Source organism: Erwinia papayae (genome assembly GCF_058241465.1).
This window is the reverse complement of sequence record NZ_JBZCHT010000002.1, coordinates 1-19,872: the sequence shown is the minus strand read 5'-3', so window position 1 is coordinate 19,872 and position 19,872 is coordinate 1. Positions and strand designations below refer to the sequence as shown.

Genomic DNA, 19,872 nt, shown 5'->3' with positions numbered 1-19,872 from the left:
TGCCCTGTTTTCTGCCGGTAACAAGTGCGGTAAGAATAATTAGCTTTGATCTTCCTGCGGGTCGCTTTCCGGTATCATACCTTCTTCAAGTTGTATTCTGTGCGCACGTTTCAAAACCTGTTTTCCAATATCAGTCAACGACCAGTATTTATTTTCGTCATTAACCGAGTGTTTTTTTCGGGATGGTTCAACAATATCCAGCGCCACCCAGTCAGCAATTAAAGCGGTAATAATATTTTTTCCAACCGGCCAGCTTTTATAGTATCCCGTACCGTGATAACCCAGTGCAATATTTCTTGAGATTTCACTTGATGAGTTTTCATTGATTAGATTGGGTGCGGCAATTAAGAATACTATCAGTAATGTGGTATTGAACTTTTCAGCCCCATCCCAGTTGGCCGTTTTTCTTACCTTTATTTTTCTTTTGTTGGCGCCCATTATTTTTACAACCTCAGCTACCGCATCGGAATGCTCTGAGGCTGCTTTTCTTAATCCATCAAGTTCTGTCCGCAGTACGGCATTTTCGTGACTGAGTCTGGAAAGCTCTTTTGTCACTTCGGCACTGACTGCTTCTGATGAACGAACCCACCCCTGCCGAGGCTTTAAATTGATGGTTTTAACCAGTGAAACGGAAACTTTGGCATAAAGCTCATCTTTGTTGCTCCAGAACTGCACCAGCTTATCATTCGCTTTATCTTTAAATTTCTCAATTTTCTTCTTTTTAACACTTGCTTTATCGACAAAACTAACAGGCCAGGAAGTCTTATCGTCAATGATAAAGCTCAGGGTTGGGATACCGGCTTTTTTTGCGTAATCGAATTCTTTTTCGGTGTAGCTTATTTTTTCATCGGTTTCGCTGCCGTAGCGATGGGCGATGATCAGTATGTAATAATCACTTTGTTCAATTTGCCTTTTGATCAATTCCCATTGCTGTTCATCTCCGGCACTGAACATTTCCATTCCGACGGGAATATGACCAAGTTCAAGAATGGCTTTTATGACCTGTTCTCTCTCATTTTTCAGGTCTTCATAAGTTGAACTAATAAATATCTGATATTTCTTGTCCAATTAATCTTTCCTTTAATAATAAAGCAGAGTTTGAATTTTAAAAAAAAGGATTTTTTAAAATGCCGGGAAAATAAATAATTCAATGTTATTTCAGATTTTTATGCCAGATGCTAAATAACATAGAATGTTTCAGTTATATTCGCAAGTAGCGGAGAAAGTATTATTTAAAGGTATAGTGAGTCTCACCGGAAAGTTGTGATAAACTCACGCCGGATTTAGCCGACCAACTCTGAGGTGCTTCTGAACACACCGGCACAGCTGTCATTGCCACTCTATCTGCCAGATGACGAAACCTTTGCCAGCTTCTGGCCTGGAGAGAATCCGTCGCTGATTGCAGCATTACGAAGTGCGCTGCAACAGGAACATGGCAGCTATCTCTATTTCTGGTCGCGGGAGGGCGGCGGGCGCAGCCATCTGCTGCATGCCGCCTGTGCGGAACTGTCGGCCAGAGGGGAAGCAGTGGGTTATGTTCCGCTGGATAAGCGCACCTGGTTCGTGCCAGAAGTGCTCGACGGAATGGAGCAGCTGGCGCTGATTTGTATCGATAACATCGAATGTATAGCCGGAGACGAGCTGTGGGAGATGGCGCTGTTTGATCTCTACAACCGTATTCTGGAAACCGGCAGAACGCGTCTTCTTATCACCGGCGATCGTCCTCCGCGCCAGCTGAATCTGAAACTCCCTGACCTCGCATCCCGCCTTGACTGGGGGCAAATTTACCGCCTGCAACCGCTGTCGGACGACGATAAATTGCAGGCGCTGCAATTGCGGGCCAGATTGCGTGGCTTTGAGTTACCGGAAGACGTGGGGCGCTTTCTGCTGAAAAGGCTCGATCGTGAAATGCGCACGCTGTTTATCACCCTTGACCGGCTGGATCGCGCATCGATCAGCGCCCAGCGTAAATTAACCATTCCTTTTGTTAAAGAAGCGCTGGCGCTGTAGGCCATTTTGGGTTTTGCCTGGCTTAATCTCCTGATACACCCGCCAGTTCAGAGAATCTCCAGTACATGCTCGGGGGGACGCCCCAGCCTGACCTGACCGTTGGCGACGACCACCGGACGCTCGATAAGTTTTGGGTGCTCTGCCATTGCCTTAAGCAACTGCGCTTCACTTAATAATTCATCCGCCAGATTAAGTTGCTGATAAAGGGTTTCTTTTGTGCGCATCAGCTGACGTGCGGACTGGAATCCCAATTTTTTCAGCCAGTATTGCAGGGTTTCAGTGTCGGGTGGGGTTTCCAGATAAAGCACCACCTCAGGGTTAACACCCTGCGCCTGCAACAGCGCCAGTGTGTCACGGCTTTTGGAACAACGGGGGTTATGGTAAATCTTCACATCAGACACAGAGTCTTTTCCTCCTGGCACAGGTTGTATTGGTCAGTCCGGACACGGACAGGGCGTACTACCCGGCGCGTACAGGTGGTAGGTAAGGATTATGGTGCTGGCCGGGCCGGGAATGGCAGATAAAACAGCCTGATGAGACAGGCCGACAGTCATCCCGTTTCATTATTTCTGATAAGTTCGAAAACGCTGTTGCAGCTGACGCAACTGGTCAATGCGGGCATCGTAACGCGCCTGTTTCAGGCTACCCAGCGGTACGGCGGCGCTGGCACTGCTCAGACTGCGGATGGCCTGGTCAAGCTGACCATTCAGGGCCAGGCTCTCGGCGCGTGCAGCCTGTTCTTCATCGGTGAGTCCCTGCGCGGCGCAGGCCTGCGCCAGCAGATCCCAGCCGTTGGGATCGTCTTTGTGAGCCCAGGTATAGCGGTAAAGAACCCTGCTGGCACTGGCTGGATCCTTCGCCTCAACATAGGCATTTGCCAGGTTAAGTTGAACCACTGGATTCTCGCTGGCCGCTTTGGCGGCAAGCAACAGGGCTATGGCCTGCTGTGGCTGTTTCAGACCGATATCGATATCGGTCATGATATCCAGATACCAGACATTTGCCGGCTGTTTAGCCAGCAGCGGCGCAATGATTTTTTTTGCATTTTCGTAACTCTTTGCCTGTAAAAACTGCACCGCTTTACCGTAGTGAGCGGCTGCCTGTTCCCGGGTATTCCCTTTACTCAGGCTGTCCAGCAGGTCATCAGTCAGCTGATTCTTTCCGGTGGCGTACATGCCCAATACCCGGACTTTTGCCATGTAGTAATCCTGCGAAGACTGCACTACCACCGGTTTCATCTGGCTGGCACGATTACGTGCGTCAGAGAGGCGGCTGTCAGGCAGGGGGTGGGTGAGCAGCATTTCCGGCGGTTTGGAGGTAAAACGCGACTGATCGGCCAGTTTTTGCAGGAAATCAGGCATGGCCTGCGGATCGAATCCGGCGCGCTGCAATACCTGGATCCCGATACGGTCCGCCTCCTGCTCATTTTGCTGGGTAAAGCTGATGACACCCTGCTGAGTACCGGCCAGCGTCCCGCTCAGCGCCGCCATTCCGGCCTGCGGATTAGCCATCGCCAGCAGGATCGACCCCAGCGCACCCACCCAGGTCAGTGGGGCATTGCGCTGCTGGGCTTCCATCGCCCGCGCCAGATGGCGTTGGGTGACGTGAGAAATTTCGTGAGCCAGCACCGAAGCCAGCTGGCTTTCGTTGTCGGTATAACGGAACAGGGCTGAGTGCAACACTACATTGCCGCCAAAAAAGGCGAAGGCATTAATCTCGTCATTGCTGATCAGAAAAAAATGAAAAGGGGTCTTCACGGACCAGGCGTGGGCGACCAGACGTTGTCCCAGCTGATTGATGTAGCTGTTCAGCAGCGGATCGTTAATCAGTGGGGCGCTGGCACGCAGCTGGCGAACATAAAAGTCGCCCATCTGCATTTCCTGATTAATGGAAAGCGTGTTTCCAGCGGTAGTGCCCATATCGGGGAGGTTATCGCTGACATCAGCAGAGGCTGGCAGTGAGCTGGCTGAAAGAGTAACAATGAGCGAAGCCAGTGTCGATAGCTGAGCATTTTTAAATATCCTGTTGAATTTAAATGGTTTTAATTTGTATTGAATCAAATAATTACAAATATTACCCCACGGATTACCCCACAGAACGGCGCACAGCAACGGATGCAGGAAAAAGCATGAGAACATTTTGAAGCAGGGGATTATATCAGGGATGGTTGCTGAATGGGCTGAAAGCATGGGAACAAATCGCTGCTGTGTATACCGTAGCCGGGTAACTTCGAACATAAAAAAGGCCGCAAAAGCGACCTGTTTAATATGATCTAAAACTTACTTCATGGCTCGTAACTCTGAGGTGATTTTATCACCAAGCCGCCCAGGGTATTTAATTACCACACGTCCACCAGCCCCTGTTCTTTCGGCAAGGTCAGCAAGTTCTTTCGAGTTTCGCTCTGCCCATCCTTTCGAACGCGCCCATTCTAAAATATCACTATGGTTAAAGGGAACACCTTCGCTTTTCAGGAATTTCAGCATTTCTTTTGTTCTGCTCTCATCCAGTGGATGAGCAAGCATTCCTGCCGATGAATTATTGATAACGTTTAAATGTTCTAATGCCTTTTCCAGTATCGGATTCATACTGGTAACCTCCTGTAATTAATCTAAACGTCTAATAAATTAGCACAAAGAACATACAGAAATCCCTACTTTCTTCGTGGTGAAGGTTTACGCCAGATATAAGTTTTGCTGGCTGAACGCTCACGGTCTGCCCTGCGGCGCTGTGCGGTCAGTGCACGGTAGAGGGTTTGCCGGATAATCAGGCGGTCTGTGCAGTCCAGCTCGCAGCCATCCTCCCGCATGGCTCCGGCCAGTGCTTCAGCAATGTTTTTGTGCGGCATGGATAATCCTCAAATCCCGGTAAAAGTTGCCAGGCGCTGCTTATGGGCCTCGGACATATCAAAGCTGAAATCTTCATGCTCGGCCTGCCATGTGCCGAACGCCATTAATCCCGCTATCGCCGGGTCTATCTTGTTGGCCGATTTCTTTTTGTTCGGCTTAATGTTCGCGTTGGCGTCAGACTCCATCACCACGTTACCAATCGCCCAGGCCAGAACCGGATCGCCGTTGTGCCGTATAACCCTGCGGTTTACGAACACCTCCAGCGACTTCGCTACCGGGCTGAACTTCAGATAGGTCTGCGGGAACGGCTCCACGTCGAGGCCCGCGCCCTGTAGCTGGGTGCGTAAGTGCGTGGCGTTCCAGGTATCGAAGCCTACCAGCTTTATTCCAAACACCTCAGCATCACGCAGAATATCGTCACGGATGCGGTCATAGTCGATGCAGTCACCCGGCGTGGTGCGTATCCAGCCCGATTTAGCCCACTGGCGGTAAATGGCGCGATTTTTATTGGCTACGTTGTTCAGCTGCGCTTCTGGCAGGTAGTGGCGGGTCAGCAGCCGGATTTTCCGGTCAGACGGGAACGCATAGCAGACGCTGGTAATGTCTCCGGTAGATGACAGGTCAAGCCCGGCGTAACACTCCATTCCGGCCAGGTCAGACTCGCTGTAATCGTCCTTGCAGGCGTCCCATGCGCCGGACCCCATCCACGGCGTGGCACCCTGGCACCAGATATTAAAACGCTTTGTAAGCATTTCAACCCACTGCGAGGGAATGCCTCTGGCCTTCTGGATGGTGTCAGCCAGCGCCGCACCGTCAACGGAAATATCCAGATTGGGATTGGCCTTTATCCACAACGCCGGGGAGTCTATCTCGCTTTCGTCATCCAGCTCGTAAATCAGGGCAAACAGTGATTCGTTAGTTTCCTCTCCGGCCAGTATCTGGCAACAGTAATCGTAATGCTGCTTACAGGCTGATACCACGTTGCTGCCTGCGGTGGTAATGGCGAACAGAATACCCTCGGGCCGTGCGCCCATGCCCAGCTCAAGCGCGGAGTAAACGCCGTTATCCGGGTGCAGGTGGTACTCGTCCACAATCGCCAGGCTGGGGTTAGTCCCTTCGATGGTCGCTGCTTTGGCCGCCAGTGGCCTGAGCAGGCTGTTGGACTTCGCGTAAATCATTTTATGCTGCTGAATGGTCAGGCGTTTTTTCAGCGGCTTTGATAACAGGCACATCTGGCGGGCATCGTCGAACACGATACGGGCCTGATCCCGGCTCACGGCGGCGGTGTAAATATCCTGCTGCCCGTGCTCCATCACCAGAAACCAGTTAGCCAGCATTGCGGCCACGGTGGATTTAGCGTTCTTGCGCGGCACCTGAATATAGGCGCTCTTGTATTTCCGGCGTCCGGTTGCTTTCACCCGGAAGCCCAGCAGGCAGGCAAAAGCGAACTGCTGCCACGGTTCCAGCATAATCGGCTGGCCGCGCAGCGGGCCTTTGACGTGCGGACAGAAGGCTGAAAACGCTATAAACCGCTCAACATTCTCAACGTCAAATGTATAACGGGGGTCTTTCAGGTCTGAAAAATACCGTTCCACTGCCTGTTTAACCCGTTTACAGGCCGGAATTACACCACTTTTAATGTCGCTGGCGTACTTATTCCAGGGCTGACAGTCCATCTTTCTTTTCCACGTTAACAGGTGTCCGGTTACGGCTTACCGGGTCAAAGCCCAGCAGTGCCGACATTTTTATCATGATTTTTTCAGCATCTGATTTCGCCTTCAGGGCCGGATTACTGGTGGTGGCACCCCGGGAACCCTCAACAGAAAACCCGCGCTGGGCAATATCTTCAACAGCCTTCCGGTACATTGAGTAGTTGACGCAATACAATTCCAGGCTGTTCCAGTCGGCAGGCGTCAGATCACCACGATCCGCCAGCTGCTTAGACTTTGCCTTCCACTGCTGTACCGCAATATCATCCAGATAGATGGGCGGTTTTGGGGGTCTTGCCATAATTTGTTGTTTCCCTGTGACTTTCTGCTGTTAAAAAAAATGCCGCGCGTAAAAATTTGAGGGAGCGGGTGGTGCCACCGGGTCAGGGTGTTGTCATGCCGGACACCCCCACCCTCCCGATGATAATCGTTCTCATTGATATAGTTGCATCTGCAATCATTTCACTCCTGAACGGTCAGCGGTTGCGTATCGCCTCCCGAATATCACGATCACGCTCTGACGTTCGCCTGCGCGGGCTGGCGTGCTGTCTGCGGGTGAACTGCTCACGGCTGCGGGTCAGTGCGGCCACAAGCTGCCTCATCTCCTGCTCAGTCATGGGTATACATCCAGTCGTTACGGTGACGTGCGGCTTCTTCCTGCTCACGGTACTTACCTGCCTTACGCTGCTGCTTGGTCACCGGGTCTGTGGTTGTGGTCTTGCGGGAGTGACAGGAATGACATAGCGGCTGATGATTGCTGGCAGGCCAGAACAGCACATCATCGCCACCTTCAATAGGGATGATGTGATCAACAATGGTTGCAGCCGTATAGATGTTCAGACGGAGGCAGTGAACACATAACGGGTTAGCCTTCAGAAAGACCAGTCGATACTTATCCCATTCAGGCGTATATCCCCGTTCACGGCGTCCGTCTCGTCTGGCGTTCTGCTGTCTGGATGCCGCCCGCTTATGGGTATCGCATTTGCCTGACTTCACCCGGACATTACAGCCAGCCTCACTACAGCGGCGTAAGGGTTGCCACGGCATCAGTACACTCCCACATCGCGATAGACTGACCACAGCGCGGATATAGCCATCGATACTTCGCTGGTTTCCACTTCACTGATAGTGGTGCGGTATTCATACAGCTGTGAGACGTACATCATGCAGCCCACCTTCAGGGCAGGATTGAAAGCAATCTGCGGCGGCTCGGTGTCAAAGCGTTTGCCGATATGCTTCTGACAGACCTCAAGCGCGGCGGTGATATAGGCCTCAATCAGCGTGTCTTCATAGTCATCATCAATGCGGCAGTGCAGCTTTGCCTCTGCCAGCGTGATCAGTTCACTCATGGCTTAACGCCTCCTTTGCATAACAGTTCAAGCCGCGTGTTCTTTTCATCCGGCAGGGCTGACACCACGGCATAACCCTGTCTGGTCTGGCCTTTCTGCTGCCAGAGTATCCTGCTGGCGCTGGTCACATCGGCCCGGTAGCGTATCCACATGCGAAAGGTGACCTCTGATTTTTCCGCACCGCTGGCGATAACCTCATGCCCGCTCACGCCTTTCACCTCGGCCCATACGGTGGCAGTGTCTGTCCATACCTGCTGAATCTGCCCGGACGGCAGGCGCTTTGACTTGAAATTCTGAATGGTCACGCGGTGACGCATGGTTCCGGCTCTCACTGTTCAGCCTCCCCGGACTTCTTCACGCTGAACTCCTGTTTCCATGCCTGGCTGAACTCGTCACCACCTTCACGTGGGGGCATCCCTTCGCGTTCGCGGGCTTCGTTAGGACACATCACGCCGGACTTAATGCCTTTCTCATAGGTGGCATAACGATCGGTAGGTGTGGCGCGGAGAAGATCGGCAGAGTCGAATTCCATCTGATACCGGATGCCGGGAACGGGCGAGGCCACCAGCAGGGAGGATTTAATCTGCTGCTCAAAGTTGGCAAGCCACGGACGCATGGTTATTGTAAGAAAGGCACGGCTGGCCTCACTGAAATTGCTGTAGGTGCTGTTGCTGTATTCCTGAAGGAAGATTGGCGACACGTTGAACATGCGGGCAATGTCTTCAATCGTGAAGCGTCGGGAGGCCAGCCATTCGGCATCCTGATTGCTCATGCCAAGCTGTTCGTACTCCATGCCACCTTCGAGGATGGGTGTTTTTCCGGCGTTCTTCGCACCTTTGTAACGCTCCAGTGCGTCCAGCGCCTGCTTGCCCTTCACACTATCCAGCCAGTCCTTTGATTTGACGATACCCGCTGCCATCATGCCATCTTTCATGATGCTGGCCCCGTGCCGCTGCTGGGCAAGACCAAGACCCAGCGTTTCCCGGCAGATGGTGATCGGCGAACGGCCCAGAAATCCATCGTCCGTGGCATAACGCAGATGCAGGATTTCTTCCTGTAGATAGGTGCGCACCGTGCCGCTGTAGGGTTCGGTAATGGTGTATTTATAGCGATGTTCGGCAATGCGCTCCGGCACCACTGCGCCGGGTACATACGGATATAATGATTGCGGTTGTCCATCACGGCCCCATTGGATCACCGCGTAGGCGTTACCGTTCAGCAGGCAGTGGCGCATCATGGTACGTTTGAACTGGTAGGCGGTCTGGCAGTCGTTGGGCGCTTCGTTCAACAGGTGATCCACCGGGTGACCGTCCAGCCATTCACGCGCTTCACGGCCTTTATCATTACGGACTTTATACAGATAGCAGGGCATTGTTGCCACGGCCTCACTGATTACCGCCACGGCATTCATCACCGCAGGCAGAGACTCCGCTGTACCCGCAGACACGTATTCGCCTGAACCGGTATTGGGAATCCCTGCCATCGCCAGAAACTCATCAATGGTCATGCTCCGCTGCTCGTCTTTTCTGCGAAAAGGCCACATATCACAACCCCGCCAGTTCGGCCTGACGGCGGCGCATGTCCAGACTCAGGCCAGCCAGCGAAGGATGCTGTGACAAGAGAGAACGGCGGGCGATCTCCACACTGCTCTCTGTGTAGGCGGGCATACTGGTGACGGTGATCTCCCGCAGCTCGGCGGCGGTCACGGTGCGGACATAGGGCGAGGCGGCAACGTTCCATTCCTCATTGAGCGCTCTGAAGCCGAAGGACATTCCGGAGATATCGCCACGCTCCACCAGCGTAAGCACATCGCGGCCCAGCTGAGTATCGGGTGGCGTCAGCTCAAAGCGCAGTCCGGTATTGTCTTCGGTGAGGATCAGAGTGCCGGACGTGGTGCGCCCCAGCAGCTGGGTATAATCATGTTCGTACAGTGCGCGGCAGTCAGTACCGCTGGCGAGACTGGCCGCAAAGGCACCGGGTGCGAACTGTTCTACAAACTCGTCCCAGATAACCTCTGACAGGCTGTTGTAACGGACGGCATAGCCCACCAGCTTTTTATCGGCGGCGCTCAGTTCAGAGGTGCGGATTTCAAAATCATTATTTTTCATGGGTCAGACTCCAGAAGGCAGGAAAGGGGCCGCAGCCCCTGAATCATCGGATCAGGAACCTGAACCCGGAATTTCCAGTACCTTGATGGCGTTGGAGTCCACCAGCCCGCCGCCCAGGTATTTATCGGTGTGCACCTTGTAGAACCCCGGTTCGGTAATGTTGTCCGGGCGGGTACGCACTCCGGTAGTGTGATCCACGATGTAGTAACCGCGCCTGAAGTCGCCCACGGCCAGCACCGGTTCGCCTGCTGCTGCATCGCTCATGTTTTCAAGGTAGTAAACCGGACGGCCCAGCAGCAGATCAGGGGAACCCTCAGTCAGACGATCACGCCAGATGTAGTCACCGTTACCGTTCTTCAGCTTTTGAAGGGCAGCGGCTGAACTGGAGTTCATCACCCATACGGCATTTTTGCGGTATTTGGCCTTCAGCTTAAACAACAGGTCGATCAGCTCGTCAGCAACGGGCGAGGCTCCGGCAGTCTCCATTTTCTCCAGCGTACCGAACGGGCGGGTTTTGTCGCCAGTGGCCGCGCGGGGATAGGACAGGAAGCCTTTGGACTTTTTAGCCCCGTCTCCGGTCAGCAGGTCGGTTTCTTCGGTTTCGGTGAAGGTGTCGCTGATTTCAGATGACAGCCAGCCCAGAATATCCACATCGCTGAAGTCCAGAATTTCCTGGGTGGTCTTCGGATAGGCATAGATCGGGAACAGCTTAATGCTTACTTCTTCCAGCTTTGGCGTACTGGTTTCGGTACGGGCCACACCTTCTTCGCCGTGATTCACTACTGCACCGCCCACGGATACCATCTTTTTATATTCATTGCTGCTGGTGGTCTTCACGGTGGCGATCTGACGCATCACGGAATCATCGGTCAGCTGGCGCATAATCTCTTTGTCGAGATCGGGAATAACGGTATAGCCGCCATCGGAGCCAACCGCAGTGGAAAGGGCGCGGGTTTCGCCTGTCAGGATGTAGTGACGCAGCTCGTCGTTAGAGACTTTTTTACCGTCCACTGGCTTACCCGGCTGATTGCGTTCTTCATCGGCCAACGCTTCAAGGCGGGAAATATCAGTATCAAGGGATTCTGCTCTGGCGCGGAGTTCATCAAACTGTTTACCCTCGTCAGCGTTCAGGTTGCGTTTTTCCTCAGTGGCTTTATCCATGATGGAGCGCATCCGGGTTTTGAGGGCGGTTTTCTCCTGGCGGAGTTCAAGCAATTTTTTCATGTCGTGGTTTCTCGTAACGTTAAATGTTGAGACGTGAAACCAGTCCGGGAATAGGGAGGCCGCTAAATCTTTTTCTGCATCCCACAGGCTGCACTCGCTACAGCTTGATTTAACGGCCAGTGGCGGCTCACGTCTGAGTGCCACTTTTCAAGATATACATGAAAAATATAAAGAAAACCCCCGTCAGAGACAGGGGTAATCACGGGTAAACATGGGTACGAATAATTTACAAAATTATTTATCTAACTGCTCAGTCATAAAGCCAGCGCCCCGCTTCGGCTGATTCAGCAAACATCCTGACCGTGAGCGGTTTCTTTTCTTGTTTAAGAGGTTTACTGGTAAACCACTTGCGGAAGAACCAGGGCGTAACCCACGGATAATATTTGTTCATATCCATTGCAGATAAATCAATACCGAAATGATGCCCGAACTTATCAAGAGTAGGAAATAGATCTTCTTGTTCCGTGTATTCCTGAAGAATATCATCCATTCCCACAGCATTACTTTTAGTTGGAAGCAAGCCTAATATGGGCAACTCATCCTGAAAAAAAGTGAGGACCTCATTTTCAGTTACCATACTTTATCACCATCTCGAACTATACGATTATAAGTGGTCATCGTTTTAAATGTGATTTGGGCGAAATCATTCGCGAGTAGTAGCCAGCCGACTACCGGCACCGTTCTTCCAACAAATGCCCCCAGGTTATTCACATACATGGGTTTTAAAAGTTTAATGCTTTTATTCGTGATAGTGGGAAGCCTGAATGGCAAATGTATATCAAGATACTGACGGGACATTTTAGAGGCTATCGAAGTCCCTTTGGTTGCCGCACCCGGCTTAGCACGAGTTTTCAGTAAGGGTAACCCAAGGATAATGCTGCTGACAGCGACTAAATCATGTATGCCGTATTGCTCATCAATTTTATCCAGAAATACCCAGAAGAATAATTCTCCCGCAGAAAGGTTGGGAATACCGTTATAGAAGTACGTCCCGTTAAGTTCTTCAACCGTATCCATACATGCTCCTTGCTAATGATTTAGCCTATCTTAGATCACTTTGTTACAGTTGGGACAGGTCAAATGCTTTTTTTGGCAAAGGCTTCAACCCTGCCCCTGCATCTTTTCCCTGTACTTCTGAAGGTGGGCTATCAGCGCATCAAGCTGTTCACGGTTTGTGGCGAAGATTTCCTCAGAAAAAGTGCTTCTCACAAAATCATGGTGATCTATCCAGAAGAAAGCGCCATCAGCCAGCACCTGCTGATAGTGAGGTAAGTCCATTGTCGGAATGTCGGTGATACCGTAGTGATCATAATGGTCACGAATTTCTTTAAGCGTTTTTGGCATTTTAAAACTCCGGTTAAAGGGCCAGTTGTTGCTGGTACAGGTTTTTCACAAACGTTATTCCCTCTCATTCAGGAAGCGTTTGACGGTGCTTAAACAAAAAATAAAACACAGAAAAATAAAATTTATGCGTTTAAGTGTCTACCTGTCTACCGCAGCGATATTTTACATTTAATTCAGTAGGTTAAGTGGTAGGGAGTTGACCTTTTAAGTGTCTACTACTGTCTACCGACTCTCTACCTTTTGTATATAAAACAATCAAAAAGTAGACACGGTAGACACTTTAACCCTTAGTGTCTACCAACTGTCTACCGTACTAATTAACTGATTTATAGATGATTATTTTCATCAGTAGACACGGTAGACACTTAAACCAGTTATTTTAATTTTTTACATCTGTATCGGGGAGTCCTGAGGCAGCAGGGAGCCAGCCGTCAGCATCGTCACCCAGCAGAATATTGGAAATGGTTCTGCCCTTATCGGCCCCTCTGGTGCACTGCTTACGCTTGTACTCTTTGCCGTACTCAGACATTGCCCCCGGCATATCCGTACCGAAGCGCGTCAGGGAAACAGGCTTGCCCAGGCCATGCGCGGACATATACGCCAGATAGGAGTGGTAGAGGTAACGCCTCGGACTGAACGGCACCATTTCAGCATTGCCCACAATCATTCCCTCGCACTCAACCATAGCCATCAGATAGCCGCAGAAGTCCACCAGGGAATCTCCCTCACGCTTGATAGCCAGCGCTTCTTCGGACTTCTGCTGCTCAAACAGTAAACGCTTTGCCTCTGACTGATCAGCAAACCGGGTGAGCATATGGCGAATGATAACCGGAAGCTCTGACTCTATTTTCTCCGTCAGCAGCGGATCACGCTCGTTCTCAGGCACCACCTGTGAGAAGTTGAATATCACCCTGCGCCGGGATATGCCGCCGCTACGGTCACTGAACGTCATAGCGTTATTGTTTACGGCCAGAATCACCGCAGGGATACGGGTGGAATAGGGAGCTTTATGTTTCGGATCGATAGCCACCTTATCACCGCCAGTGATCGCCTTGATGCCTGCGCCGTCACCTGCATAGCGCGTCATGTCCGGCATAATGATTAATGAGTAGCCCACGACAAGCGCTCTTTCCCTCGGTTCCTCCAGTGCTTTCATGCTGGCCGATACGGTATTGGCCTTGCCTGCAAGCATGGTGCAAATCTCAGCCATGACGCTCTTACCACTGCCACCAGCCCCGGTAACCTCAAGAAACAACTGCCAGTCAAAGCGGTTGGCCATAACCATATAAAGTGCGGCCAGAACACGATCCGCTTTACGGCTGTTGCCTCCGGTTGCCCAGGTCAGCCACTTCCAGAACGCCGGGGCATGGCTCTCCAGTGTCTCGCCATCCTGCTGCGGCACAAAATCCACATCACTGGCGATCAGCAGCCAGTCTTCCCGGTTGTGTTCCCTGAAAACCCCAGACCGGGTATCAAAAACCCCGTTGCGAAAACCAATCAGATTACGGGCAGTGATCCCCATAAGTGGCAGACTCAGCTTCATCGTATCAACGGCGTTCCTCGCGGTTGGCATCGAATAGGGTACATCTGCCTCAATGAAAATAGCGGCCATCTCCCGCGTCAGTTCCTTATCGTTCAGCGGTTGCCACAGAATTCCGGTGTAGTGATGAACGGTATTTGAATCATCATGAAGCGACAGAAGGCCATCATAGTGACTAAGTAACACCTCCCCTCGCTGGCTTGGTCCCATATGCGCCAGAGAAGATGTGGCCGCATCAGCCACACGTTTCTTTTTCTTCTCCGGTTTTTCAGGTGGGAATACCCGGTTGATCCGACTGGAATCGGTCAGAACAGCTTTAACACCGTCATTGCCAATCAGATCGGCCACCAGCTCTATACGGTTTTTCTTCTGCGCGGCTTTGTCGGTCATCAACAGGCCGTTTTCGCTCAGTTCCTCATAGGTAACCCCGGCACCAACCACAAAGCCCTTCAGGCGTTGCGCCAGTGCGCCGTATGGCGTGGATTTATCCTTGTGCCGCGCTGCTGCGGCCACCGTTTCTTTTTTGTCCAGTACGTGACCATTTATCCAGCTGTAAACGCAGGTGAACAGCGCATCAGACATTTCTTCATGCGTGATTGCGGTATCTGTCATTTCGGTATCCCCCCGCTCATCTGGAATTTGCCAATCAGTGGGTGATACCAGTACGCCGAACCATATTTACGTTTGGCCGCTTTAAGTACAAGCCGTGCCGCCTCCCTGAACTTCTCATCGTGGACCAGATAGCCACCAGCTTTGTGTTTAACTATCATCACGCCGGTGTTCTGTGCCAGCTCCTCAGCTTTCTTCGTCGAAATACCATATTCAGCCGCAAGTGTTGATACAGGGGACATGCCAGGCGGAATTTCACCACCCTGTGTAGCCACCAGCGATTTAATTTTTGAGTCAAGTTCATCCACACGCTGAAGCAAAGAATCAACACGACCAGACAGCTCATTAAATTTTACATTGCTGATCATTGGCGCTTCTCCCTTTTGGCCTGGCTGATAGAGTGCTTACAGTTCTCAATGGTAGTGCCAATAGCAGCCTGAAAATTACCCAGGCACCGCAGTAACAAGCCAATATTGAACATGTCAGAACGCATTGAATTTTCGCCATAATCACTATTTTCAGAGGCGTGATGCATCAGATCACCGATGGCAACAATGCCAGAACAAAGCGTATCTTCAGCCTCTTCCGCCAACCTCAGCACATCTTTAGCATCATTACTGGTGATGTTGTAATAAGTGTTGATGAGCTTTTGCATACCATGCATATCAGCCATGCTTCACCTCCATATCTCCAAGCTTCTCCAGTGATCTACTCACGTTTATGGCAATAGCCTGAATACCGCCAATTGCTGCAAGAACATCCCCGCTATCCATTTCAATGCCGTGCTGCTCTACAGCTATCAGCAGGGCGTTTATATGATGCATGGCGGTGCAGGCCAGCTTGTAGTGATGGTTTTGGGCTACTGTGCGATTAGACATGGTGCACCTCCTGAAGCGGCAAACGTGCAGCCAGCGAGAGGATGAAGTGTGGTGCCAGAATGCGGCGGGCTTCGCGTTCTGTGGGAGCCTCAACGGACAGGCGGCACAGTGTGGCGTTCTTATCGTGACGGTTAAGTGCCAGAAAGCGCCAGGTGTAGAAATGCCGCCCTTGCGGGTGTGTGGTATGATCTTTCATAGCTGCCTCGTTACTTGTTCTAACGGTGGTGGTTAGAGGCCCGTTAGTGCTGGTAACACTTCCGGGCTTCGCTGTATTTAATGGTTGCACAAAAACATCGTGGTACGTACCATTGGGTTTCATCCTATAATACCGGTACGTACCAGTGCAAGATAAAATTACCAAATCTGCTTTCGAACGTTCAGGCAGCACAAAGAAAAATATCCGCTTCGAAGACTCACTTTTACAGCAAATTGATTCAGAAGCTGGCCCCGGACAATTTAGCGCCTGGGTTAAAGAGGCTTGCCGGGACAGCTCCGGCCATTTAGGCATCGAACCAAAGGGATAAGTAATGAAAAAAATAGTCTTGGTGTTAGCCGCAGTAATAATCGCGCTTATTATCTTTAAATCCTGTTCTTCCTCACATTTAGTGTGTGGGAGTAAAGAACATGATTTGTTGCGCCCAACCTGTGAGAAGCTTGTTGGCACAGAGCCAAACGGCTGACCGTTGCTCACATCTGAGCATCCCTCCCGGCAGGCTAACGCCATTTTTGGCGCTTGGACTTCGCTCGAATTAGCAGCTATATCAGGATTGACCAGAATGATCAGTGTGCTATTGGCCCTGAGTTAATTCTGTTCTGCTCCACTGGCGACCCTGCAAGGTCGCCTTTGTTTTATTAGGCTCCCGCATTTCGACCTCCCAGCATCCCAGCCTCAAAAAGTTTTTTAGCCATCCACTGAATACCTTTTGGCGTAAATTTCGCTGGATGAATGAGGCCCATTAGTCATGTTCTCGCCAGTTTTGACAGTAAAGCGCCCGGACTCGATGTGATGGGCGTAAGGTGTCAATTTTCCTGCCAGCGCATACATGATCCCTTTATCAATCAGGAAGCGGCGCAACAAAGTCTCTTTGATGTTCAGAAGTTTTGCCGCTTTCCTGAATCCCATACTTCCAGAGGCATTTACGAACCGGTCAACGAAATCAGCTTTTGGGGCTATCTCCTGCAACTGGATTTCAAGGCGCGTGGCTTTCTCTGCCATATCAGCGGCGAGGCGCAATGTCTCGGGAAGTGACTGAGGAATAGCAGCGGCCTTCGCTTGTCGTTCGCAGTTGATGAAATACCGGCGAACCTCTCTGCCCTTATCGTTGCGCTCAACCATTGCCAGTTCTTTACCCATATCTGTGGTGATCAGGTAATCATGTTCAAGCTGTTGGCGATATTTTGCGCTCCCCGAAACGGGGGAGCTCAAATTTTCCACGACTATGAAATCCACACCCGCTGTAAATCCGTATTGGTTGACGCGTCCCTTAATCCATGTAGTGAAGTCGCGGCCAACCTCCAGAAAGGCATGCAGCTTTTTGGCGCTGGCGAGGGATGCAATCTCGCCGCCAATGTTTCCACGATGGATGGGTACCAATTGATTTAAATTCTGCATAGTGCCCCCTTAAGCCGATTTGCGGCTGTATGGGTTGTTGACGTTATTTACTGCCGGTGGATTACGTACCCAGCCAGAGAACATCAGAAAGGAGCCAAGCACAGCTATTTCGACCAAAGTGACAGCGTGCGGGAAAGCGGCCTTCCTGCTCCATCTTCCAGCGGGTAAATAGGGAAAGGCTGGTGATTTCCACGCACTGGTCCTCACGAATGCGCTTGTCGTATTTGAAAGCGTACTCATTGAGAATAGTGCGGCGTTGCTCAGGAGTCGGGGGGGTAAATTGTTGAGCTTGCGCAGGTGCATTATTTGACATGTTTACTTCTCCGTTTTGGTGTTATGGAGATTGTGCAGTGTCAAAAATGATTATGTAATTTGCGCTAAACCTCTATAAATCGCTATTTATACATCATTGGCACAAAAAGCGATTCTTATGTCGATTAAGCAACATTGGCATAAAACAGGGGCTTTATAATGGTTTTACGCCAATGGCTTACCTGACTTTGTAATGCTGACCACTGTCTCGATATCAATTTCAATGTTGAGAAAAATGCTGCTTATAACGGCTGTGATGTTATATAGAGACTCACCAAAAAAGTCTTTGAAAAAATCACTTAAAGACCTGACAAAATAAGTCTTTTCGGGATTGTCACCTTTTCTTTTTATTACCGATGCTGGGCTATATTCTGCGGCCTTTCTGCTCAAACGAGTAGAACAGAGCTTACATGCGGCCCAATTTCTCCAACAGAACTCCATACATTTGAAATTCCTAAATCGTTTGCCCGTTTTATCAAAGTAAAAGCCATTTCCTTCGAGCAATATTTTTCAAGGGTAAAATTCATCATTTTTAATCTATCATTGCCTTCCCACTTATCTTGGAAACTTGAACGAAAACCCTATGATTCATGAAAGATGTGACTGAAATGTCAACTGGCGTACCCTCAATCTCCAACGAGAGCAGCCTGGAAAGTTCAGAAATCCTTTTTAGCTTAGCCATCTTGTTTCTATGGGTTATTAAATCCCATTCACAAGGGCCTTTATTTAACAATTCTATCTTCTCTGTCAGACTCGCAAAGAAAAAGTATGGCATTTCCTTAGAATTGGCTCTTTTTGAAAGTGCGCTCCAACGAAAGACATCCGCTCATCAAAAATTAACTTACCGGCTGTGTTGGTTTACATTCACCAATATTAATAGGTTGGACTTCATAATATCTTCTATCATTTCATCGTGAACATAATCAGGATAGTTATTCATCTCCACCAGCCTTAAGTAATACTACGTTTCTGTGATTACCGGCCAGAACATCGAGACGTTCAACCCATTTATTCAGTGCATCCAGTTTTTCGGGCAGGTATTAGCTACGGTTGTACACGGCCATTACCCCGCCCAGCGAGTGCCCCAGAAGCAATTCAACGATGTGTGGCGGTATGCCTAAATCATTCATTCCGGTTGAAAAGGTGCGGCGCAAGTCATGAAGTCGCCAGTGCTCAGCGTGATCAAGCCTGTGCGCTATGTATGCTCCCACCTGGCTAACGGCGGTGTTTTTCTTAGCTCGCCCAGCAGGTAACCACTTCGTTTATTTTCTTCCAGAAGTTGGGTAATCAACGGCATCAGTTTGTCAGGTATCGGCCTGATAATTTTCTCTCCGGTTTTACTGTGGTTCTCTGGCCTGTCCAGAGCCGGTCTTTAAATCCCATTCGCCGGGTGTTGGAAGTCTCAGCTCTACCGTACTGGCACCAAACACCAGCAGCAAATAAACGATATTTTGATAATAAGGCGCAAAGAAATCTCTATTCAGGCGGCGAGTATCGCGCAATTCACGACTGGATAGAACGCGCTTGCGGCGATTAACTTTGACGCCTATATCCTGCATTGTTAACCCGTCCAGAACGTGACTAACCGCATAGCGGCGAACACGGCAAAATTTAAATGCCTGCTGTGACATCTGTAGAAGCATTCCGGCAATGCTTGGGGCTGTTTTCTTTGTTGGGGCAAGGCAGGTAAGCCAGTGATGCGTTTCGCAGTCTGAGAGTGCCATATCGCCAATGTCGGGGAGATTGTGATTATCAAATCGCTCGCGGTATCGAACATCATTAACCAGATTCCCATCGACATACTGAGTGAGCCAGTAATCTATGGCATCTTTCACCGTGACGGGCTTTAACGTGGTTTGCCTGTCAAGCTTTAGCATACGTTGCGGATCACGCCCTTCTGCCAGCCACTGGCGGCACTGGTCACGCATTTCACGCGCCTTTGCCAGACTCAGATCGGGATAACGGCCAAGTGTGCCGGTTTGCCTCTGTCTCACGGCCACCCAGGCGATATTTATACAGCCAGGTGATTGATCCCGCTTTCGTGACGCGCACCATCAATCCGGCACCGTCAGAAATCTTTGTAAGCCTCTCCGCTGGTACGCCAAGTAAAGCACGTAACTTTTTGTCACTGAGCCAATTATTGATTGACGTTGCCATCTTCAGTTCTTAACCGTTTTCGTTACCCACCGATTACCCCACAGTTTGCCGCATAACTGCGCAAACGTCAAAAAACACTGGAACAATATACAGTGTGGTTTTGAGGTTAACTTATTGATAAACATACAAACTAGGTAAGCATGAGAAAGCATTAAAACCAGAAATGAAAATCGT

General features: G+C 50.4%; 25 protein-coding genes and 2 pseudogenes. 2 read left to right on the top strand and 25 right to left on the bottom strand.

The annotated features are described in order from the left end of the window. Window positions 1-39 precede the first annotated feature (39 nt). Window positions 40-1,068: a DUF4062 domain-containing protein gene (locus tag AC3RPL_RS00155; RefSeq protein ID WP_490738532.1), complete on the bottom strand. Its 1,029-nt coding sequence runs from the start codon at window positions 1,066-1,068 to the stop codon at window positions 40-42. Between the two features lie 240 nt (window positions 1,069-1,308). On the opposite strand from AC3RPL_RS00155, the gene hda reads away from it, so the two are divergent. Beyond that, window positions 1,309-2,010 (top strand): DnaA inactivator Hda, encoded by a 702-nt coding sequence (gene hda, locus AC3RPL_RS00150; protein WP_235192763.1) that lies wholly within the window; start codon window positions 1,309-1,311, stop codon window positions 2,008-2,010. Window positions 2,011-2,057: 47 nt separating this feature from the next. Here hda and arsC read toward each other — a convergent pair whose 3' ends face one another. From arsC to AC3RPL_RS00045, 21 genes are all read right to left on the bottom strand, one after another. Further along, on the bottom strand, window positions 2,058-2,411 hold the full coding sequence (gene arsC, locus AC3RPL_RS00145) for an arsenate reductase (glutaredoxin) (protein ID WP_490738531.1): 354 nt from the start codon (window positions 2,409-2,411) through the stop codon (window positions 2,058-2,060). A gap of 162 nt (window positions 2,412-2,573) precedes the next feature. After that, a complete protein-coding gene (gene bepA, locus AC3RPL_RS00140; RefSeq protein WP_490738816.1) occupies window positions 2,574-4,004 on the bottom strand; it encodes a beta-barrel assembly-enhancing protease in 1,431 nt (476 codons plus the stop codon). A 285-nt stretch (window positions 4,005-4,289) separates the two neighbouring features. Beyond that, on the bottom strand, window positions 4,290-4,595 hold the full coding sequence (locus AC3RPL_RS00135) for a DUF1889 family protein (RefSeq protein WP_490738530.1): 306 nt from the start codon (window positions 4,593-4,595) through the stop codon (window positions 4,290-4,292). Between the two features lie 65 nt (window positions 4,596-4,660). Beyond that, window positions 4,661-4,855: a hypothetical protein gene (locus tag AC3RPL_RS00130; protein WP_490738529.1), complete on the bottom strand. Its 195-nt coding sequence runs from the start codon at window positions 4,853-4,855 to the stop codon at window positions 4,661-4,663. Window positions 4,856-4,864: 9 nt separating this feature from the next. Beyond that, window positions 4,865-6,532 carry a terminase large subunit gene (locus tag AC3RPL_RS00125; RefSeq protein ID WP_490738528.1) on the bottom strand — a complete coding sequence of 556 codons (1,668 nt, stop codon included), beginning with the start codon at window positions 6,530-6,532 and terminating at the stop codon, window positions 4,865-4,867. Further along, entirely contained in the window at window positions 6,510-6,866 is a 357-nt protein-coding gene (locus AC3RPL_RS00120; protein ID WP_490738527.1) for a phage terminase small subunit P27 family, read from the bottom strand. Before AC3RPL_RS00120 ends, AC3RPL_RS00125 begins: the two co-directional genes overlap by 23 nt. A 175-nt stretch (window positions 6,867-7,041) precedes the next feature. Then, window positions 7,042-7,167, bottom strand: coding sequence for a hypothetical protein (locus tag AC3RPL_RS00115; RefSeq protein WP_490738526.1), 126 nt, complete (start codon window positions 7,165-7,167; stop codon window positions 7,042-7,044). A 7-nt stretch (window positions 7,168-7,174) separates the two neighbouring features. Beyond that, a complete protein-coding gene (locus AC3RPL_RS00110) occupies window positions 7,175-7,612 on the bottom strand; it encodes an HNH endonuclease (protein WP_490738525.1) in 438 nt (145 codons plus the stop codon). After that, window positions 7,612-7,914, bottom strand: a complete 303-nt coding sequence (locus AC3RPL_RS00105) for a head-tail connector protein (protein ID WP_490738524.1) — start codon at window positions 7,912-7,914, stop codon at window positions 7,612-7,614. The genes AC3RPL_RS00110 and AC3RPL_RS00105 overlap by 1 nt, the downstream gene beginning before the upstream one ends. Continuing rightward, entirely contained in the window at window positions 7,911-8,246 is a 336-nt protein-coding gene (locus AC3RPL_RS00100) for a phage head closure protein (RefSeq protein ID WP_490738523.1), read from the bottom strand. The genes AC3RPL_RS00105 and AC3RPL_RS00100 overlap by 4 nt, the downstream gene beginning before the upstream one ends. After that, on the bottom strand, window positions 8,243-9,457 hold the full coding sequence (locus AC3RPL_RS00095) for a phage portal protein (RefSeq protein WP_490738522.1): 1,215 nt from the start codon (window positions 9,455-9,457) through the stop codon (window positions 8,243-8,245). The genes AC3RPL_RS00100 and AC3RPL_RS00095 overlap by 4 nt, the downstream gene beginning before the upstream one ends. 1 nt (window position 9,458) lies before the next feature. Further along, on the bottom strand, window positions 9,459-10,022 hold the full coding sequence (locus tag AC3RPL_RS00090; protein WP_490738521.1) for an HK97 family phage prohead protease: 564 nt from the start codon (window positions 10,020-10,022) through the stop codon (window positions 9,459-9,461). Between the two features lie 51 nt (window positions 10,023-10,073). After that, window positions 10,074-11,246, bottom strand: a complete 1,173-nt coding sequence (locus AC3RPL_RS00085) for a phage major capsid protein (RefSeq protein ID WP_490738520.1) — start codon at window positions 11,244-11,246, stop codon at window positions 10,074-10,076. Window positions 11,247-11,496: 250 nt separating this feature from the next. Then, on the bottom strand, window positions 11,497-11,823 hold the full coding sequence (locus tag AC3RPL_RS00080; RefSeq protein WP_490738519.1) for a DUF1493 family protein: 327 nt from the start codon (window positions 11,821-11,823) through the stop codon (window positions 11,497-11,499). Further along, window positions 11,817-12,263, bottom strand: a complete 447-nt coding sequence (locus AC3RPL_RS00075; RefSeq protein ID WP_490738518.1) for an STM2901 family protein — start codon at window positions 12,261-12,263, stop codon at window positions 11,817-11,819. The genes AC3RPL_RS00080 and AC3RPL_RS00075 overlap by 7 nt, the downstream gene beginning before the upstream one ends. 84 nt (window positions 12,264-12,347) lie before the next feature. After that, window positions 12,348-12,590: a hypothetical protein gene (locus AC3RPL_RS00070; RefSeq protein ID WP_490738517.1), complete on the bottom strand. Its 243-nt coding sequence runs from the start codon at window positions 12,588-12,590 to the stop codon at window positions 12,348-12,350. Window positions 12,591-12,969: 379 nt separating this feature from the next. Continuing rightward, on the bottom strand, window positions 12,970-14,742 hold the full coding sequence (locus AC3RPL_RS00065) for a DNA primase family protein (RefSeq protein WP_490738516.1): 1,773 nt from the start codon (window positions 14,740-14,742) through the stop codon (window positions 12,970-12,972). Beyond that, window positions 14,739-15,107 (bottom strand): hypothetical protein, encoded by a 369-nt coding sequence (locus AC3RPL_RS00060; protein WP_490738515.1) that lies wholly within the window; start codon window positions 15,105-15,107, stop codon window positions 14,739-14,741. Before AC3RPL_RS00060 ends, AC3RPL_RS00065 begins: the two co-directional genes overlap by 4 nt. Next, the gene (locus AC3RPL_RS00055; RefSeq protein WP_490738514.1) at window positions 15,104-15,412 is read right to left on the bottom strand and encodes a hypothetical protein; all 309 of its coding nucleotides are present in this window, start codon (window positions 15,410-15,412) and stop codon (window positions 15,104-15,106) included. The genes AC3RPL_RS00060 and AC3RPL_RS00055 overlap by 4 nt, the downstream gene beginning before the upstream one ends. Next, window positions 15,405-15,617 (bottom strand): hypothetical protein, encoded by a 213-nt coding sequence (locus AC3RPL_RS00050; protein WP_490738513.1) that lies wholly within the window; start codon window positions 15,615-15,617, stop codon window positions 15,405-15,407. The genes AC3RPL_RS00055 and AC3RPL_RS00050 overlap by 8 nt, the downstream gene beginning before the upstream one ends. Next, the gene (locus tag AC3RPL_RS00045) at window positions 15,610-15,813 is read right to left on the bottom strand and encodes a host cell division inhibitor Icd-like protein (protein WP_490738512.1); all 204 of its coding nucleotides are present in this window, start codon (window positions 15,811-15,813) and stop codon (window positions 15,610-15,612) included. The genes AC3RPL_RS00050 and AC3RPL_RS00045 overlap by 8 nt, the downstream gene beginning before the upstream one ends. A 145-nt stretch (window positions 15,814-15,958) precedes the next feature. Between AC3RPL_RS00045 and AC3RPL_RS00040 the strand changes: the two genes are divergently transcribed. Next, complete coding sequence (locus tag AC3RPL_RS00040) at window positions 15,959-16,141, top strand: DUF3950 domain-containing protein (protein WP_490738511.1); 183 nt, start codon at window positions 15,959-15,961, stop codon at window positions 16,139-16,141. Between the two features lie 377 nt (window positions 16,142-16,518). Here AC3RPL_RS00040 and AC3RPL_RS00035 read toward each other — a convergent pair whose 3' ends face one another. From AC3RPL_RS00035 to AC3RPL_RS00025, 3 genes and pseudogenes are all read right to left on the bottom strand, one after another. Then, entirely contained in the window at window positions 16,519-17,229 is a 711-nt protein-coding gene (locus tag AC3RPL_RS00035) for an antA/AntB antirepressor family protein (protein ID WP_490738510.1), read from the bottom strand. A gap of 9 nt (window positions 17,230-17,238) precedes the next feature. Beyond that, window positions 17,239-17,542, bottom strand: a pseudogene (locus AC3RPL_RS00030) (helix-turn-helix transcriptional regulator). Between the two features lie 931 nt (window positions 17,543-18,473). Further along, a pseudogene (locus AC3RPL_RS00025) lies at window positions 18,474-19,698 on the bottom strand (tyrosine-type recombinase/integrase). Between the last annotated feature and the right edge of the window lie 174 nt (window positions 19,699-19,872).

Excerpts from the sequence above, each read along its gene's own strand:
- AC3RPL_RS00045 (WP_490738512.1), bottom strand. The coding sequence starts at position 15,813 with ATGAAAGATCATACCACACACCCGCAAGGGCGGCATTTCTACACCTGG.
- AC3RPL_RS00050 (WP_490738513.1), bottom strand. The coding sequence starts at position 15,617 with ATGTCTAATCGCACAGTAGCCCAAAACCATCACTACAAGCTGGCCTGC.
- AC3RPL_RS00070 (WP_490738517.1), bottom strand. The coding sequence starts at position 12,590 with ATGCCAAAAACGCTTAAAGAAATTCGTGACCATTATGATCACTACGGT.
- AC3RPL_RS00135 (WP_490738530.1), bottom strand. The coding sequence starts at position 4,595 with ATGAATCCGATACTGGAAAAGGCATTAGAACATTTAAACGTTATCAAT.
- AC3RPL_RS00060 (WP_490738515.1), bottom strand. The coding sequence starts at position 15,107 with ATGATCAGCAATGTAAAATTTAATGAGCTGTCTGGTCGTGTTGATTCT.
- AC3RPL_RS00035 (WP_490738510.1), bottom strand. The coding sequence starts at position 17,229 with ATGCAGAATTTAAATCAATTGGTACCCATCCATCGTGGAAACATTGGC.
- AC3RPL_RS00125 (WP_490738528.1), bottom strand. The coding sequence starts at position 6,532 with ATGGACTGTCAGCCCTGGAATAAGTACGCCAGCGACATTAAAAGTGGT.
- AC3RPL_RS00115 (WP_490738526.1), bottom strand. The coding sequence starts at position 7,167 with ATGAGGCAGCTTGTGGCCGCACTGACCCGCAGCCGTGAGCAGTTCACC.
- AC3RPL_RS00080 (WP_490738519.1), bottom strand. The coding sequence starts at position 11,823 with ATGGTAACTGAAAATGAGGTCCTCACTTTTTTTCAGGATGAGTTGCCC.
- AC3RPL_RS00065 (WP_490738516.1), bottom strand. The coding sequence starts at position 14,742 with ATGACAGATACCGCAATCACGCATGAAGAAATGTCTGATGCGCTGTTC.
- AC3RPL_RS00095 (WP_490738522.1), bottom strand. The coding sequence starts at position 9,457 with ATGTGGCCTTTTCGCAGAAAAGACGAGCAGCGGAGCATGACCATTGAT.
- AC3RPL_RS00130 (WP_490738529.1), bottom strand. The coding sequence starts at position 4,855 with ATGCCGCACAAAAACATTGCTGAAGCACTGGCCGGAGCCATGCGGGAG.
- AC3RPL_RS00055 (WP_490738514.1), bottom strand. The coding sequence starts at position 15,412 with ATGGCTGATATGCATGGTATGCAAAAGCTCATCAACACTTATTACAAC.
- AC3RPL_RS00120 (WP_490738527.1), bottom strand. The coding sequence starts at position 6,866 with ATGGCAAGACCCCCAAAACCGCCCATCTATCTGGATGATATTGCGGTA.
- AC3RPL_RS00075 (WP_490738518.1), bottom strand. The coding sequence starts at position 12,263 with ATGGATACGGTTGAAGAACTTAACGGGACGTACTTCTATAACGGTATT.
- AC3RPL_RS00085 (WP_490738520.1), bottom strand. The coding sequence starts at position 11,246 with ATGAAAAAATTGCTTGAACTCCGCCAGGAGAAAACCGCCCTCAAAACC.
- AC3RPL_RS00105 (WP_490738524.1), bottom strand. The coding sequence starts at position 7,914 with ATGAGTGAACTGATCACGCTGGCAGAGGCAAAGCTGCACTGCCGCATT.
- AC3RPL_RS00090 (WP_490738521.1), bottom strand. The coding sequence starts at position 10,022 with ATGAAAAATAATGATTTTGAAATCCGCACCTCTGAACTGAGCGCCGCC.
- AC3RPL_RS00110 (WP_490738525.1), bottom strand. The coding sequence starts at position 7,612 with ATGCCGTGGCAACCCTTACGCCGCTGTAGTGAGGCTGGCTGTAATGTC.